Source organism: Nostoc sp., from assembly GCF_036917195.1.
Classification (GTDB): domain Bacteria; phylum Cyanobacteriota; class Cyanobacteriia; order Cyanobacteriales; family Nostocaceae; genus Nostoc.
Genome location: NZ_JBALDG010000039.1, coordinates 101,333 through 116,827, shown reverse-complemented (window position 1 = coordinate 116,827; position 15,495 = coordinate 101,333). Strand labels below are relative to the sequence as shown.

Annotated in this window: 11 protein-coding genes and 1 tRNA gene; 2 read left to right on the top strand and 10 right to left on the bottom strand. The window is 41.3% G+C overall.

The genetic code is table 11. From position 1 onward, the window contains the following. Window positions 1-426 carry a response regulator gene (locus tag V7K40_RS13970; protein ID WP_334960476.1) on the bottom strand — a complete coding sequence of 142 codons (426 nt, stop codon included), beginning with the start codon at window positions 424-426 and terminating at the stop codon, window positions 1-3. Between the two features lie 17 nt (window positions 427-443). Continuing rightward, window positions 444-3,011: a GAF domain-containing protein gene (locus tag V7K40_RS13965; protein WP_334960474.1), complete on the bottom strand. Its 2,568-nt coding sequence runs from the start codon at window positions 3,009-3,011 to the stop codon at window positions 444-446. 241 nt (window positions 3,012-3,252) lie between these two features. Here V7K40_RS13965 and V7K40_RS13960 point away from each other — a divergent pair, with 241 nt between their 5' ends. Then, on the top strand, window positions 3,253-5,121 hold the full coding sequence (locus V7K40_RS13960; RefSeq protein WP_334960473.1) for a tetratricopeptide repeat protein: 1,869 nt from the start codon (window positions 3,253-3,255) through the stop codon (window positions 5,119-5,121). Window positions 5,122-5,353: 232 nt separating this feature from the next. On the opposite strand, the gene hisG is transcribed toward V7K40_RS13960, so the two are convergent. Further along, window positions 5,354-5,998: an ATP phosphoribosyltransferase gene (hisG, locus tag V7K40_RS13955; RefSeq protein WP_334960471.1), complete on the bottom strand. Its 645-nt coding sequence runs from the start codon at window positions 5,996-5,998 to the stop codon at window positions 5,354-5,356. Window positions 5,999-6,074: 76 nt separating this feature from the next. Between hisG and rppA the strand changes: the two genes are divergently transcribed. Next, the gene (rppA, locus tag V7K40_RS13950) at window positions 6,075-6,794 is read left to right on the top strand and encodes a two-component system response regulator RppA (protein WP_334960624.1); all 720 of its coding nucleotides are present in this window, start codon (window positions 6,075-6,077) and stop codon (window positions 6,792-6,794) included. 296 nt (window positions 6,795-7,090) lie between these two features. Here the strand turns inward: rppA and V7K40_RS13945 are convergent, their stop codons facing one another. The 7 genes from V7K40_RS13945 to miaA all read right to left on the bottom strand — a co-directional run bounded on the left by V7K40_RS13945 (window position 7,091) and on the right by miaA (window position 15,418). After that, window positions 7,091-7,447, bottom strand: coding sequence for a hypothetical protein (locus V7K40_RS13945; protein WP_334960468.1), 357 nt, complete (start codon window positions 7,445-7,447; stop codon window positions 7,091-7,093). Window positions 7,448-7,649: 202 nt separating this feature from the next. Further along, window positions 7,650-7,721, bottom strand: a tRNA-Lys gene (locus V7K40_RS13940). Between the two features lie 62 nt (window positions 7,722-7,783). After that, entirely contained in the window at window positions 7,784-10,030 is a 2,247-nt protein-coding gene (locus V7K40_RS13935; protein ID WP_334960466.1) for a GAF domain-containing protein, read from the bottom strand. A 363-nt stretch (window positions 10,031-10,393) separates the two neighbouring features. Beyond that, window positions 10,394-10,957, bottom strand: coding sequence for a hypothetical protein (locus V7K40_RS13930; protein WP_334960464.1), 564 nt, complete (start codon window positions 10,955-10,957; stop codon window positions 10,394-10,396). Further along, window positions 10,957-12,204, bottom strand: a complete 1,248-nt coding sequence (locus tag V7K40_RS13925) for a glycoside hydrolase family 10 protein (RefSeq protein WP_334960462.1) — start codon at window positions 12,202-12,204, stop codon at window positions 10,957-10,959. The genes V7K40_RS13930 and V7K40_RS13925 overlap by 1 nt, the downstream gene beginning before the upstream one ends. Window positions 12,205-12,723: 519 nt before the next feature. Beyond that, window positions 12,724-14,196 (bottom strand): glycolate oxidase subunit GlcD, encoded by a 1,473-nt coding sequence (glcD, locus tag V7K40_RS13920; protein ID WP_334960460.1) that lies wholly within the window; start codon window positions 14,194-14,196, stop codon window positions 12,724-12,726. Between the two features lie 316 nt (window positions 14,197-14,512). Further along, the gene (gene miaA, locus V7K40_RS13915; protein ID WP_334960622.1) at window positions 14,513-15,418 is read right to left on the bottom strand and encodes a tRNA (adenosine(37)-N6)-dimethylallyltransferase MiaA; all 906 of its coding nucleotides are present in this window, start codon (window positions 15,416-15,418) and stop codon (window positions 14,513-14,515) included. Between the last annotated feature and the right edge of the window lie 77 nt (window positions 15,419-15,495).

Sequence of the window (15,495 nt, the reverse complement as noted above, 5' to 3'; positions counted from 1 at the left end):
TTACTCCGGTGGCAGTTTTACAATCGCAAACCAAAAATTTTCTATTGATTGCACAATTTTAACGAATTGATCGAAATCTACTGGTTTAGTTATGTAACAGTTTGCAGATAAATTATAAGCTTTGAGGATGTCTTCTTGAGATTGGGAAGTCGTCAAAACTACTACAGGAATTCGTTTGAGGTTTTCATCTGCTTTAATTTCTGCTAATACCTCCCGCCCATCTTTTCTAGGGAGGTTGAAATCGAGCAACACAATATCTGGATGAGCTGCTTTAACATATTTTTCTTGTTTTCGCAAAAATGCCATTGCCTCGACACCATCTTCTACCACATTCAAGTGGATCGGGATTTTGCTATCTTCCAGGGCGATGCGTGTGAGTTGGACATCGCCAGGATTGTCCTCTACTAACAAAACCTGAATAGGCATAATCCCTCTTATGGTGCTTATGATTGCTTAATATCTCTATCTGGAATTGTGAAGTAGAAAGTTGAGCCCTGACCCGGTTTCGACTCAACCCAAATACGACCGCTGTGGCGTTCTATAATTTTTTTACAAATCGCCAGGCCAATTCCAGTACCGGGATACTTGTCTCTAGCCTGCAAGCGCTGAAAAATTATAAATATACGTTCAGCATATTGGGATTCAAAACCAATTGCATTATCACGCACCCAGAACAGCCATTCATCTGCCGACGGGATAGAATTCAAATCTTCCCCATCTGGATTTGCATCTCTTTTCTCTACTCCGATGTGAATTTGTGGCTGCTGATTCTGGCAAAATTTGATCGCGTTGGCGATCAAGTTTTGAAATACTTGTGTCAGTTGGGTAGCATCAGCCATCACTTTAGGTAGAGGATCATGAGTGACAACTGCTTTAGTATCTGTGATCGCCAGTTGAAGATTAGCGATCGCCCTCTCTAAGACAACATTACAATCAACTGGTATAAAAGGCTGTCCTCGCCTGCTGACGCGAGAATAGTTCAACAAATCGTTGATTAGCGTCTGCATCCGGCGCGCCCCATCTACTGCGTAGGTGATAAACTGATCAGCATTCGCATCCAGTTTATTTTTGTATCTTTGCTCCAGTAGTTGTAAATAACTCGTTACCATCCGCAACGGCTCTTGCAAGTCATGGGAAGCCACATAGGCAAACTGTTCTAAATCCGCATTGGAACGTGTCAGTTCTTGACTTTGGTGGGTTTCTTGTTGTAATAGTTGCGCTTGAGATAAAGCAATTCCAATTTGGTTAGCCAGTTGCTGTAACAACTCCGTCTCAAAGTTATTCCACTGTCGAGGTGCGGCACACTGATGAGCTACTAACAAGCCCCAAATATCTTGTCTCACGAGAATCGGTACTACGAGGTTAGCTTTGACGGCAAACTGCTGAAGAAATTCTCGATGGCAGGGTTGGATATGAGCAGCTTCAATGTCTTCAATGGCACTGATTCTTCCCTGGCGATATTTTTCTTGGTATTCTTCTTTAAAGCAAGTATCGAGCAGATTTTTTCCTAGAATTACCGGCCAACCAGGCAACACCGCCTCTTGCACTACTGTTCCCGAACCATCAGGCCACAGTTGAAAAATAAAAACTCGGTCAGCTTTTAATAATTTTTGTACCTCAGTAACCGTGGTTTGGAGAATTTCGTCTATTTGTAAAGATTCTCGAATTTTCAGGGTGATTTCAGCAAATAGTTGCGATCGCAGATTCTGCCGCTTTAATTCCTCTTCTATTTGTTTGCGATCTGTAATATCAGTATAAGAACCAACCATCCGTACCACATCACCTGATGCGTTCCAATGGGCCTGTCCTCGATCTAGAATCCATTTATAGCTGCCGTCTTGACATTGGACTCGATATTCATAGACATAAAACGGTGTTGGTGTTTTCTTAGCAAAGTGGTCTTGGAAAGCTTGAAGTACCGAATCTCGCTCATCGGGATGGATTCGTTTTCTCCATTCATCCCAAGCGTTGGAAACGTCGTGGTCTTTATAGCCGAGCATTTCCTTCCACCGAGTTGAGAAGAACACTTCATTAGTCTTAAGGTTCCAGTCCCAAATGCCATCATTATTACCATCTAATGCTAATTGCCAGCGTTCTTCACTCTCTCGTAGTGCTTCTGCTGTTTTCCGTCGTTCAGTAATGTCTTGGAAATAAACAGACAAGCCGTCTTTTGCAGGATAGGCGTGGACTTGAAGCCAGCACTTCTGTGGCGGATAAAACTCCTCAAATTCCACACTCACCTGTTCTAAGATTGCCCTGTGATACTCACGATCAAATGTTGTGCCGATGATTTCTGGAAACACCTCCCAGATGTTTTTACCCAAAAACTCATATTGGGTTTTTTGCAAGAGGCGTTCTGCTTGACCATTAATGTAGGTGAATTGCCACTGTTTATCCAGCGCAAAAAAACCATCAGTGATGCTTTCGAGCAGATTAGTCATCCGGGTTCTGGCGGCTTCAGATTGGGCGTGGGTTGCTTGCTCTTGCACCAATAGTTTCTCAGTAATTTGAGATACTTCTGCTACATGATACCTGAGTTCTAGTTGGTCGATTACCAGGCGACTCAGAGCTACAAGCGCCTCCACTTGTTTTTGGCTCAATTGCCGTGGAACTTGGTCAATTACACACAGAGTTCCCAGCATATCTCCCCTCGGGGTAATTAGGGGTACACCTGCATAAAACCGCACATAGGGATAGCCAATTACTACCGGATTATTGGCCAATTTTTCATCAGCTAAGGTATCCAAAACCACTACAACCTTACGTTGCTTTTGGCAAAGGTAAGAGAACCCAACACTCCGGGGCATTTCTGATACATCTAAACCGACTTTTGCCTTAAACCATTGACGGTTTTCATCAATGAAATTTATCAAGGATATGGGAGTGCCACAAATAAATGCCGCTAACTGAGCAAGATTGTCGTAGGCTTCTTCGGGTTCGGTGTCAAGAATTTGATACTGGCGGAGCGCTTCTAACCTCGCCACTTCCGTATCAATGTGTCCAGCTTTCATTAACTTTTATTAATAAGTCTAAATATAATATTCAGTTAGCAGCGTGGCTATCTCAAGAATAGCTTAACCTTTTTTAATAATTGTTACTTTTTTCTCCGCCTCTGGCTTTTCAGGAAAGTCTGTTTAAAATACTACATTCACATTATTGTTGAGGTTCAACATCTGCGTAATTTTGCAAGAAAAAGAGTGATATATAACTAAAGGAAAACATCTCTGCTTTAAATGAGCAAGGAGTATTTCAATGGATTATTTTTTCGGGACTTGGCTGCAAAACAAACTTCATCGCCAGAGCTTGCTGAGTGCGAGTGTGTTAGTTTCTCTAACTTTGACCTTACCATTCTTTGTAATTAATTCAGGAATATTAAGTGCATCGGCACAGACGCAAACAGATCAAAAACGCACAGACGAGGCGTTGCGTCTGTACCAAGTAGGCGAACAACAGTATAATCAAGGTCAGTTAACAGAAGCATTAGAGACATTTCAACGGGTTTTAGTTATTTATCAAGAAATAGGCGTTAGCGAAGCGGCTCCAAAGGAGCATCGCTCCCACCAAGCAAAGACCTTTAATAACATTGGGGAAGTTTATAACGATATCGGTCAGTATCCCAAAGCCTTAGAGTTCTACCAGCAAGCCTTAGACATTACCAAACAAATCAGCGACAAACAAGGGGAAGGTGCAACACTTAGAGGCATTGGGTCAGTTTACAAGAACATCAATCAGTACCCCAAAGCTCTAGAGTTCTACCAACAAGCAAATGGCATTGCCAAACAAATCGGTGACAAGAAAGAGGAAAGTAAGACCCTCAATGGTATTGGAAAAGTTTACTCTAGCCAGAGTCAATATGCCAAAGCTTTAGAGTTTTTCGAGCAAGCAAATGCTATAGCCAAACAAATCGGCGACAAAAAAGAGGAAATTCAAACGCTTAATGGTATTGGAGAAGTTTACTCTAGCCAGAGTCAGTATGCCAAAGCTTTAGAGTTTTACCAGCAAGCAAATGCTATAGCCAAACAAATAGGCGACAAGAAAGAGGAAAGTCAAGCTCTCAATGGTATTGGAGAGTTTTACTCCAGCCAGAATCAGTACGACAAAGCTTTAGAGTTTTACCAGCAAGCAAATGGCATTGCTAAACAAATCGGCAACAATAAGGGGGAAGATCAGGCCATCAATGGTATTGGGGCAGTTTATAACAACCTCGGTCAGTATGCTATGGCCTTAGAATTTTACCAGCAAGCAAATAATATTGCTAAACAAATCGGTGACAAGAAAGGGGAAAGTGCAAACCTTATGGGTATTGGGTCAGTTTACTCTAGCCAGCGTCAGTATGCCAAAACCTTAATATTATACCAGCAAGCCTTAGCCATTTACCAACAAATCGGCAGCAAAGCGGAGGAAAGTTCGACTCTCAATAGTATTGCGGCTGTTTACTCCATTCAAGGTCAGTACCCCAAAGCTTTAGAGTTTTACCAGCAAGCTTTAGCAATTAATAAACAAATTGGTAGCAAAGCAGAAGAAGGTACAACTCTTGCGAAGATGGGGGCATTTTACAACGGCCAGCGTCAGTACCCTAAAGCTTTAGAGTTTTACCAACAAGCGTTAGCGATTTACCAACAAATCGGCACTAAGGCAGAAAAAGCCTCTATTCTCAACGGTATTGGATCAGTTTATTATGGACAGAAGCAGTACCCTAAAGCCTTAGAGGTTATTGAGCAAGCCTTAGCAATTAACAAACAAATCGGCAACAAATCAGGAGAACGTACAACCCTTAATAATATGGGAGCATTTTACTACAGCCAGAGTCAGTATCCCAAAGCTTTAGAGTTCTTTGGACAAGCCTTAGCAATTAGCAAACAAATTGGCAACAAATCAGGAGAAGGTACAGCCCTCAATAGTATTGGGTCAGTTTACTATAAACAGCGTCAATACAAAAAAGCTTTAGAGTTTTTTGGTCAAGCTTTAATGATTCACCGACAAACCGGCTCCGTTGCGAGTGAATGCATAACCTTGAAAAACATTGGAGCAATCTACGCTACCTATAATCAAAATCCCACATCCTTAGACTTGTATCGGCAAGCTTTAGGAAGTTGCAAAAAAATTGGCATTAAACTTTAATCTAATACCAATTCACAAAAACTGTATTAAGACTAGCTCTTTTAAGGTGAACGTTTGTACTATCAAATAAATGGTATTTGAACCTAATTTTGGTATTTTGGCTCAGGCATGGCTTAATTTACAATCCCAAAATTTGGAGTTTAATAGATAAATTCTTTATTCAATTCCAACCGATGCCTGAAATGCCATAAAAACCTTGAAAGTATATATGCTCACCTTAAAAGGGCTACTATTAAACCCCTAGCAAAACGGTTGACCGCAGCTTGGCAATTACATCACTCAAATTACCTGTGTTCAGGCGGTAACTCAGAGGATGGGCAATTAATCGCGCCGTGCTTTCATACAGAGTAGCAATTTCAATCAAACCATTTTCGCGCAAAGTCCGCCCTGTGGAAACCAAATCCACGATCGCTTCTGACATTCCGGTAATCGGGCCTAATTCCACTGAACCATACAACGGCACTATTTCCACAGGTAAATCCAGACTGTGGAAATATTCACGAGCGCAATTCACATACTTAGAAGCAACTCTACCATGCGGTAGTAAATCTAAAGGCGATCGATAAGAACTAGATGCTTTTACCGCCACCGACATCCGACAATGCCCAAACTGCAAATCTACCAAGTGAGCAACTTGTGGCTGCTTCTCTTGCAGCACATCGTAACCAACAATACCCAGTTGTGCTTGACCATATTCCACATAAACAGGCACGTCGTGCGCTCGCACCAGCAAACCTTTCGCAAGTCCCTTAGTGTCAAGAATTTGAAGTTGGCGATTTCCTGAATCTAAAAAAGCACTAAAATCTAATCCTACAGATTGTAGCAGGCGGATGCTATTTTTAAGTAGTTCCCCTTTTGGCAATGCAACAGTCAGCATTTTTTTTATTGGTATCCTTGGTGTCTTGGCAGTTGAATAATATTGAGAATATCTCTATATGCTTACCACAAGCAGCATGAGAATTTTATTAGTTGATGATGAAGTTGAACTAACTCAACCCTTGAGTCGCTTGTTAACTCGCGAGGGTTACATTGTGGATGCCGCTTACGATGGCACAAGTGGCAGCGAACATGCACAAGTAGCCAGTTATGACCTACTAATTTTAGATTGGATGCTGCCAGGAAAAACGGGGTTAGAGATTTGTCAGGAATTGCGACGCCAGGGCAAAACCACTCCCGTGCTGTTTCTCACAGCCAAAGATACTCTAGATGACCGCGTACAAGGTTTAGATGCTGGTGCTGATGACTATTTGGTTAAACCTTTTGAACTGCGGGAGTTACTAGCTAGAGTCCGTGCTTTATTGCGTCGTTCCGGTTCCCAAACCTATGAAACCACCACTGAACGCCTAACCGTAGCTGATTTAGAACTCGATTGTGAAAATCAAGTAGCCTATCGCCAAGGAAGAATAATTGAGCTATCACAAAAAGAAAGCCAGTTGTTGCAATACTTTATGGAAAACACTGGACAACTAATGACTCATGCCCAGATTATGCAAAATTTGTGGCAAGAAGAACAACCCAGTAGTAATGCGATCGCGGCATTAATTCGTTTGCTACGCCGTAAGATTGAGGTAGGTAGAGAAACTGCGCTGATTCACACAGTCTACGGCAAAGGCTATCGTTTCGGTGCTTCCTCAGTGGAGTCAGTTCACTCGCCTATTTCTAACTCACAATGATTCGGTTCATTGGTAGGAGAATCATTGACCTGTTAGCCTGATTCATCGGGTGTTCGGGCAACACTAAGCATTTTTTATCATAAACTTCTGCTGAGTAACTTGCTGGAAGTTTACCTAAAATGTCTTTAATAGTTACTTCTACACCTGCTCTAGTTTGCTGATGTTTTCGCTAATTTAACACCCTAAAACTAATTTCGCAGCTTTCAAAGTGTCTAAAAGTTATTTCACTACTTGCTTTATTTCCAGCAAAATTTTTGTAGGCTTTCATTTATAGTGTAAGTGCTGATAGCCATTATTTATCTTTTAGCGATACTAGCAGAAATTAATGCTTCTCTATATAACCAAGCTTCTCTAGCTGTTGCAAAACCTAGCATCCACTTATCTTCATTTGTTTTTTTTAGCGTATATCCCATGACCCATGTATTCTCTTCAAACGAATAATGAATTTTATAAAGTACCACAGCACATTTGAAATCTGAAAATGATTTTGGGTAATATTCCACTATATTGCCATCTTCTTTAACGCCATAAAAGCATTTCTTTTCTTTGTCTATATGTATTTCTACGACATCGCCTAAATGCTTTGACCGTAAAAGAATGGTATGTTCTTTACCCTCTTGAAGAAGATGCTCTTTATTATTATGTGTAGGCATTCATCTGTATTCCTTGCTTATATTTTTTTAATTTTTTTTAGCTTACGAATTACTAAAGAAATTGAACATTGCAAGTAGTAATTCTAAAATGGAGTGGAATCAATTTCTAACTTTAGTTGATTTATATCATTCTGTCTCATAGGGTAAATTGGGTTTATCCTTTGAGAGAAAACTGAGATAAAATTTGGATAGCTGGAAAGGATGGGTGACGAGGGATTTGAACCCGCAACCAATAGATTAAGAGTCTACTGCTCTACCGTTGAGCTAGTCACCCGCACGAATAACTATCATAGCAGACTTCTGACAATTTAGCTAGTAGCACGCTCAAAAAACGAATTAAAGGGGGAATTTGATGGTGAAGGTGGTTTGACCGGCTCCACTCTCTACATAAATTGAGCCGCCTAAATGTCTGACCATTTTCTGCACTAATGCCAATTCCAGTCCAGTGCCGCTATGTTTCCAAGGATCATGTTTGGAAAGGTGATAGAAAGGCTCAAAAATCCGTGACAGTTCATTGCTGGTAAGCTCTAGTCCGGAATTGCTAATATTAAGCTCTACTGCATCCCCTGTCAGGTGAGCAGAAACTGTGACAAATTCACCTGCTGGGGTATATTTGCAGACATGGTTGAGTAGTTCGGTGATAATCCTTTCCATATCTGTGATATCTGTCTCTAAAGGCGGCAGTGCATGATCAATACTCAGGTTTAACTGTTGCCCCTGGCAGTTGGTGAGGTCTCGAAAAGACTCGACAATGGGGTGAAGCCAGCTTTGTAAGTCAATGGCAATCAAAGTTGGGGGTTCAGGTTCAGCTTCGAGATATGTGAGTGTGAGTAGATCATTAATTAACTTAGTTTCTCGCCCACACTCGTTATGCAGAATCTGCAAGAGTTGTGGAACTATTTCTATCTCTAATTTTTCTGCTGGTGTGAGGACACTTTCGAGGGTTTGGACTGCAAGGCTGATGCTAGTTATTGGTGTCCGCAATTCTTGGGACAGGTTTTTGAGAAATTGGTTTTTGAGCCGATCGCCTTTTTCTAATTCTTTTACCTGTGCCTGGTTTTTTTCGTAAAGCTGGGTTTGACGAATAGCGATCGCACATTCATTTGCTACCTGCTGCACTAGCTCGATTTCAAATTTATCAAAGCCCTCTTGTGTCGGTCTTGTCAACCAAATATTTCCCAAAATCCCTTGAGGATCGAAAATTGGACAAGCCATCTGGGACATAACCAATAGGTTTGGTTGCCATCCCGGCACAATTTCCAAAAATTGTAATGGTTGTTTTTGCAACAGCGGCTGATAAACTTCAAGACGGTCTGCAATCTGTCTGGTCAATCCTTTAGACTGGGGTAGGTTAATGGTATGCTCGTAAGTAATAGTTACCAGGGTTTGGCAGCTGCTATAGAGTTCGATTTGGCAACGAGCAAGGTTCAGTAACTCTGCTAATTCCTGAGTCACTGTCTGTAACACCTGAGGTTGATCCAGACAGTCGCGGATTTGTTCTGTCATGCGTCGCACCAAGGCTTCAAAGTTTCGCACCTGCTGCAACTGATTTATGTGCTTCTGTTTTTGCAACTCTAACTTTGCTTCGAGATCCTTAATCTGCTGATGAAGTTCTGCTTGCCTAGCAGCAATGCCGATTTGAGTTGCCAACTGCTTGAGTAAGTCAGTTTCTGTTTGCTGCCATTGACGCGATTGGTGGCAATGCTGGGCAATCAACAGCCCCCACATATCTTGCTCTTTGAAAATCGGCACGACTAAATTGGCTCTGATCTGCAAAGATGCCAGGAAATCTATATGGCAAGGATGCAACCCGGCTGCATAAATATCCTCGACAACTTGAATGCAATCTTGCTTGTAATCTTCTCGATATTTGCCACCCAAGCAGGGATCGGTGAGCTTTTTTCGCAACAGTGGATCACTCGCAGCCACAGTTGATTCGGCAATGATTACCCCACTTCCATCAGCCTCGAAGCGATAAATTAACACGCGATCGCAATTCAAAAACTGCCGCAGTTCAATTGTTGTCTGATGCAGAATTGTCTCTAATTCAGCAGATTGGTGAATTCGTCCAGCGATCGCTTCTAGCAATCGCTCCCGTTCAACTTGGAGTCCGACTGCTTGTTCTGCTTGCTTAACAGGGGTGATATTGCTACTAGTACCAATCAGTCGATAAATCCTATTAGCATCCCTTAGTGGGGTGAGAGTCGTGCTCCACCAAGTAGGAACCCCCTGGAATTGCAAACATTGTTCGTAAGAAATAGTTTGACCGAAGTGCACACATTCAGCATAATGCTGACGCACCTTAGCAGCATCGGTGGGGGAGAGAATATCCTCTGGTTTTTTGCCTCGAAGCTCATCTGAGCGAATGCCTATCCACCGCTCATGAGTGGGATTAAGTGCCACATACCGAAAATCTCCATCCTCCAGAACATCTACTACAAATATTGATGCCTGCACAGAATCGTACATGCTCAGTAGAAACTGCTCACTACTACTTTTATCATCTACTTCGGTGCCGAAGAGAATTTGAGGAGGTGATAATTTTGTCAACTTTATAGTTGATTCCGCTGGATTTATATTCATGCGAGAGTCCCTTTCTGGTATTACTGACTCTTCTAGGCGCTCTCTTGTCGTTACGCTTGTAGTAGATGCACTTTAGCGCCTACAGCAAAGTATTGTCAGCTGTTGCTCATCGAAATTTGGATCTTTCTTTACTTCTTGTCAGAAATCTAGGAAAGCTAATAGGAGTCAGCTTAACAAATCCTGCTTTTTGAAGGCGAAAATACATTTGCAGGTTGGGGCAAACTTACTGAAGTTAATTTTTGACAGTTTCTTAGGATTTTTGCATATATCTAAGTGTAAATATCAGTATACATCAATTATTTTTATATTTCTTAATAAGTTTTTGTTTAGTATATCTGAGGAAAGAAGTAGGGAAATGAAAACTCACGCTCGCAATTTGTGAGCATTCATTCCTGTGAGGATACCAACCAACAACCAAGTGATGGCTAATCCTATGACTTCGCCCAAGAATAACTGCGTCAGGCGGCGCAAGATCATCCCGACAGCAGAACCCACAGGGACAGCAACAGCCCAACTTGTTGAAGAGACAAATATCCATCGCCACGCCATAGGCTGAAGAATTGCTAACCATTGTGCCAATCCAATCCCCAAGCCGCCAAGTGCCCCATAAATCGCCCCAAACAGGATTCTCACAGGGAAAATCTGAGTGCTAGGTACTATCCAACCCACTGCACCAATACCGATAGCAGTGATGATACTCCAACCCAAAAGACTTGACAAAATCCACCTGATACAAAATACAGGTTCTTTCAGAAGACAACCTTGAGGAAGTGCGATTGCAAATCCACCGATGGCTGCTTCTACCACTCCAATATCTGGTTTCTCGCCGACTTCAATTAAGAGTAAACTTAATAAAAAACCGCAAAAAGTAGCGAAAGTCCATAGCAATGTAAAGCTAAATCTAGGATTTTCCGGTGCGAATGGCATCAAACTTTCTTTATTTTTAATGGTTTGACAGTTTTAGCATTAAACATATCAAAAAAAGCTTTGCGTCGCTGTTGGGGTGATTCCGGTACGATGTAAGCCCACAGACTCTCCCAGTAGAAAAAAGAGATGCCATCAAAATTGCGATCGCGCACTGCTTGAACCTGTTCTCTAACTTGTGCGATTTTCACAGGATTACGCACTGTTCCTGTTGATATACCAATTTCTACAGGAATTAGACTTTGAGCCAATTTCACAGATGGTTGTTCCAGTTGAGCGATAAAAGAGTTTTTGTCATTTCGATAAACCTGCAAAATTAACTCATCAACTAAACCTTTTTTTACCCAATTTTCCCAATCTTGCAAATAGTATTTGTAGGCAAAAGCTTGATAGTTGGGAGACACAGATATTTTGACTTTGGGCTTAACTGCCTTCACGGCTTGATAGATTTCTGCCATAAAATCAGTAATTTTGTCTGCTCGCCAACGCATCCATTCTGAGTTAAAAGGATCAGTTGGGGGATTTTTGCCTTGATGCTCTTGTTGGTAGAGTTCAATAGTGAAGCGATCATAACCAAACTGTACTGGCATTCCAAAGTGGTCATCAAGCTGAATACCATCCACATTGTAATCCTTAACTACTTCCAAAATTAGCCCTTGGATAAACTCTTGTACTTGTGGATGTAAGGGATTCAACCAAGCCAACTTACTTACCAAAACATTGTCGAGTTCTTCCGGTGGGGCATCTTGGGTAGACTTTATACCTTGTTGCCCAATTGTCAACCAGTCGGGATAACGCCTTGCTAATTGTGAATAATGGGGCGTCATAAACCCATATTCAAACCAGGGGATGACTCTCAAATTTTTATTTTTAGCAAGTGTGACTATCTTTGTTAAAACATCCTGTCCAGCGTGCATGAAGTTGAGCAAAGGTTGAGTCTCTGAGCCTGTAGTCATTTGAGCTACAGCACTTTTATAAAAAGTATGTCCTCGGTTCCAAACTACAGGATAAATTGTGTTAAAGTTGAGAGCCGATAATTGATTTAGAGCACGGTTAATACCCCAAGGTACAAATAGTACACCACTAGCAACATTAGTGAGCCAAACGCCGCGAATTTCTGTAGTTAAAGGACTTGTTTTTTGGCAATAGACTGGGAGTGAAGAGACTGAAGAGAGTGAAAAAATTGTTAAAGTGACTACTAATCCCAAACACAGTAAGTAAGAAACATAACGGCGAACAACCCGATTCATTTATAAGTGTGACCTAGTGCGATCGGAATATATATAACTACAAAATAAACTTGTAATCCTCCGGATGATGTAAACAAATGATGATTTTACGCCATGATGTAAATTAATAAATGTGCCTTAGCAGACTATTCTCGCTATTTTTAATTCTGTGAAATAAGTAGAAGGGCTTAATTAAATTAAAGCTCGTAGTAAGCGGCTCTAGCCCCTTAAAACCTTATACCAAGCGATAAATCGCTCACTATGAACAAAAGTTTTATCTTACATTTAATTACATCTATCTACTTATACCAATTCTGTATGAAGATGCGCCAAACTACATGAGGAACGAACAGCAAAGAACGTAAAGGACACAAAGAAAGAAATAAGAAGCCAAGAAAATTTGGCGCAGCCCCACAAAGAAATGGTATTACAACAGGCCATGCTGTGCGTGGTTTCCCCACGTTAGGCGCACCCCTCAAACTCTTGTTTCCAGTCTGAGACTGGGAACGAGAGTAAATACGAATGCACCTTTGCAGAAAATTAAAATCTTTCCACACCTTCAAATTGCTTGAGTGCCGATGCATTTGCTGCTTCACCACAAGTTCGTGGTGTAGGAAATATCTTTTCAGGATTTGCTAACCCTTTAGGATTAAAAACTTGCCGCACCCATTGCATAGTTTCTAAATCAACTTGGCTAAACATCTGTGGCATATAGCACTTTTTCTCTTCACCGATGCCATGCTCACCAGAAATACTACCACCGACTTGGACACAAAGTTTGAGAATTTTTCCCCCCATTTCTTCTACTTGCTCTAATGCTCCAGGTATAGAATTATCATAAAGAATTAACGGGTGAAGATTGCCATCGCCAGCATGAAATACATTAGCAACACGATAACCGTATTGCTCACTTAATGTCTTAATCTCGTGCAAAACATAGGGCAACTGAGTCCGAGGAATTACACCGTCTTGTACATAGTAATCTGGACTTAAATGTCCAGCCGCAGCAAAAGCTGCTTTGCGTCCTTTCCATAATTTCAATCGAGTTTCTGGGTCAGTAGCAGAAGTGACATTACGCGCCCCATTCTTTTTACAAATTTCAGTAACTCGCTGCTTATTTCCTGCGACTTCTACTTCTAAACCGTCAATTTCTATTATTAAAATAGCAGTAGCATCACGGGGATAACAATTAGTTGCTACAACATCTTCAACTGCATTGATGCTGAAGTTATCCATCATTTCCATGCCACCAGGAATAATTCCAGCGCTGATGATATCAGAAACAGTTGCTCCAGCAGCTTCAATGCTAGTAAAATCTGCCAGCAACACACAAATTGATTCTGCACTTTTGAGAATTCGCAAAGTAATTTCTGTCGCAATTCCTAAAGTACCTTCAGAACCAACAAACACACCTGTTAAATCATAACCAGGCATTTCTGGGATTTGTCCGCCTAAATCGATAATTTCTCCTGACGGCGTAACAATTTTTAATCCTAAAACGTGGTTAGTGGTGACTCCATACTTGAGACAATGGACGCCACCAGAATTTTCGGCAATGTTACCCCCAATAGAGCAGATAATTTGACTAGATGGGTCAGGAGCGTAGTAAAAACCAGCACCACTAACGGCTTGTGTTACCCAACTATTAATCACCCCTGGTTGCACAATTGCCCGTTGATTTTCTAAATCAATGCTGAGGATTTGCCGCATTAAAGAAGTGACAATTAAAACAGAGTTCTCTAAAGGTAAAGCCCCACCAGATAGACCAGTGCCAGAACCGCGAGCGATGAAGGGTATAGAATATTGATTGCATATCTTCACCACTTGGGCAACTTGTTCTGTAGTTCTGGGTAATACCACCACAGCTGGACGTTGGCGATAGCCAGTTAAACCATCGCATTCATAGGTAATGAGTTCCTCGCGGCGTTGGACAACACCATTTTTGCCAAGAACAGCCTCGAATGCTTTGAGAATCGGTTTCCAGTTGAGTTGCTTTTTATCTTGGATAAGCATAGTTTTTTAAAGTTCAAGGTAGATGTATGACGTATTGCTGGCTTTTTTGGAACGCTTTAATTACTATTGTTGCAAAAATAGTAGTCAAGAGTGAGTAAAAAGTGATGTCTGACGACAAACTGCTCTGCGTCTACGCATTTGATGTAAAGTAAGTGCGATCGCACTCATCTTCAGCAATAATTTGGATAGGTGGAGAGTAGGCGATCACATTACTAGCATTTATTTTTTGAGGTATGTATTGAGACAAAGTAAAGCTTAGGACACTTGCTGTAAAGACGCAAGGTTTTTTTGCGTCTTTACATAAGCAAAAAAGTTCTCAGGAACTTGTACAACTTATAAACTCATTTATCCGATGCCAAACCTTCTCTAATAAATCAGGATCATCTGCATCAAACCATTCAATTTGCGAATATGCTCGAAACCAAGTGCGTTGTCGCTTGGCAAATTGCCGTGTATGCAAAATTGTTAATTCTTTCGCTTCATCGAAAGAAATATCTCCAGCCAAATATTGCTTAATTTCTTGATAACCCAAAGTATTCAACAAAGACAAATCAGCGCCATATTTTTGACAAAGATACTCCACTTCACCGACCAAACCATCTGCTATCATTTGCTCGGTACGCTGTTTAATCCGATTTCTCAACTTTTCAACATCGCAATCCAAACCTATTTGCAAAATTGGATAATTTGGTGGATTCTCCCCTTGTTGTTCTGAAATAGGATATCCAGTAACATAATATACCTCTAATCCTCTTAAAGTTCGCACTGAATCATGAGCATGAATTTTTTGTGCTGCAACAGGGTCAACTTGTTGTAACATTGCGTAGAGTTGAGGCTGACCGAGAGATTCAAGTTGCGATCGCAATTCTATTTGTGGTGCGACTCTAGGAATTCTCATCCCTTGGACAATGGAGCGTATATATAAACCAGTACCACCAACTAGTAAAAGTGGTGTAACACCAACAGAAGCAATTAAAGCTTGTGTTTGCTCTTGGTAGTCTGCTAATGTCATCATGTCTGTTGGATCGCAGATATCTATTAGATAGTGCGGCACTAATTTTTGTTCAGCCACCGTTGCTTTAGCCGTACCAATATCAAACTCACGGTAAACTTGACGAGAATCGGCACTGAGAATTAGAGAACCCAACCGCATCGCCAAAGCCAAAGCCAAACCTGACTTACCCGTTGCCGTCGCCCCACATATCACAATTAATTTAGTCATTTCTTCCCCATCTCCCTTATCCGGCTCATCCTCTTCCTCTTCCACGGCAGTGCAACCCCTGTATAAACTTCTCTTGA

What these genes read in the sequence shown, in the direction of transcription:
- hisG (WP_334960471.1), bottom strand. Translation starts at nt 5,998, where the DNA reads ATGCTGACTGTTGCATTGCCAAAAGGGGAACTACTTAAAAATAGCATC.
- V7K40_RS13945 (WP_334960468.1), bottom strand. Translation starts at nt 7,447, where the DNA reads ATGCCTACACATAATAATAAAGAGCATCTTCTTCAAGAGGGTAAAGAA.
- V7K40_RS13925 (WP_334960462.1), bottom strand. Translation starts at nt 12,204, where the DNA reads ATGAATCGGGTTGTTCGCCGTTATGTTTCTTACTTACTGTGTTTGGGA.
- V7K40_RS13935 (WP_334960466.1), bottom strand. Translation starts at nt 10,030, where the DNA reads ATGAATATAAATCCAGCGGAATCAACTATAAAGTTGACAAAATTATCA.
- glcD (WP_334960460.1), bottom strand. Translation starts at nt 14,196, where the DNA reads ATGCTTATCCAAGATAAAAAGCAACTCAACTGGAAACCGATTCTCAAA.
- V7K40_RS13970 (WP_334960476.1), bottom strand. Translation starts at nt 426, where the DNA reads ATGCCTATTCAGGTTTTGTTAGTAGAGGACAATCCTGGCGATGTCCAA.
- V7K40_RS13930 (WP_334960464.1), bottom strand. Translation starts at nt 10,957, where the DNA reads ATGCCATTCGCACCGGAAAATCCTAGATTTAGCTTTACATTGCTATGG.
- miaA (WP_334960622.1), bottom strand. Translation starts at nt 15,418, where the DNA reads ATGACTAAATTAATTGTGATATGTGGGGCGACGGCAACGGGTAAGTCA.
- V7K40_RS13965 (WP_334960474.1), bottom strand. Translation starts at nt 3,011, where the DNA reads ATGAAAGCTGGACACATTGATACGGAAGTGGCGAGGTTAGAAGCGCTC.
- V7K40_RS13960 (WP_334960473.1), top strand. Translation starts at nt 3,253, where the DNA reads ATGGATTATTTTTTCGGGACTTGGCTGCAAAACAAACTTCATCGCCAG.
- rppA (WP_334960624.1), top strand. Translation starts at nt 6,075, where the DNA reads ATGAGAATTTTATTAGTTGATGATGAAGTTGAACTAACTCAACCCTTG.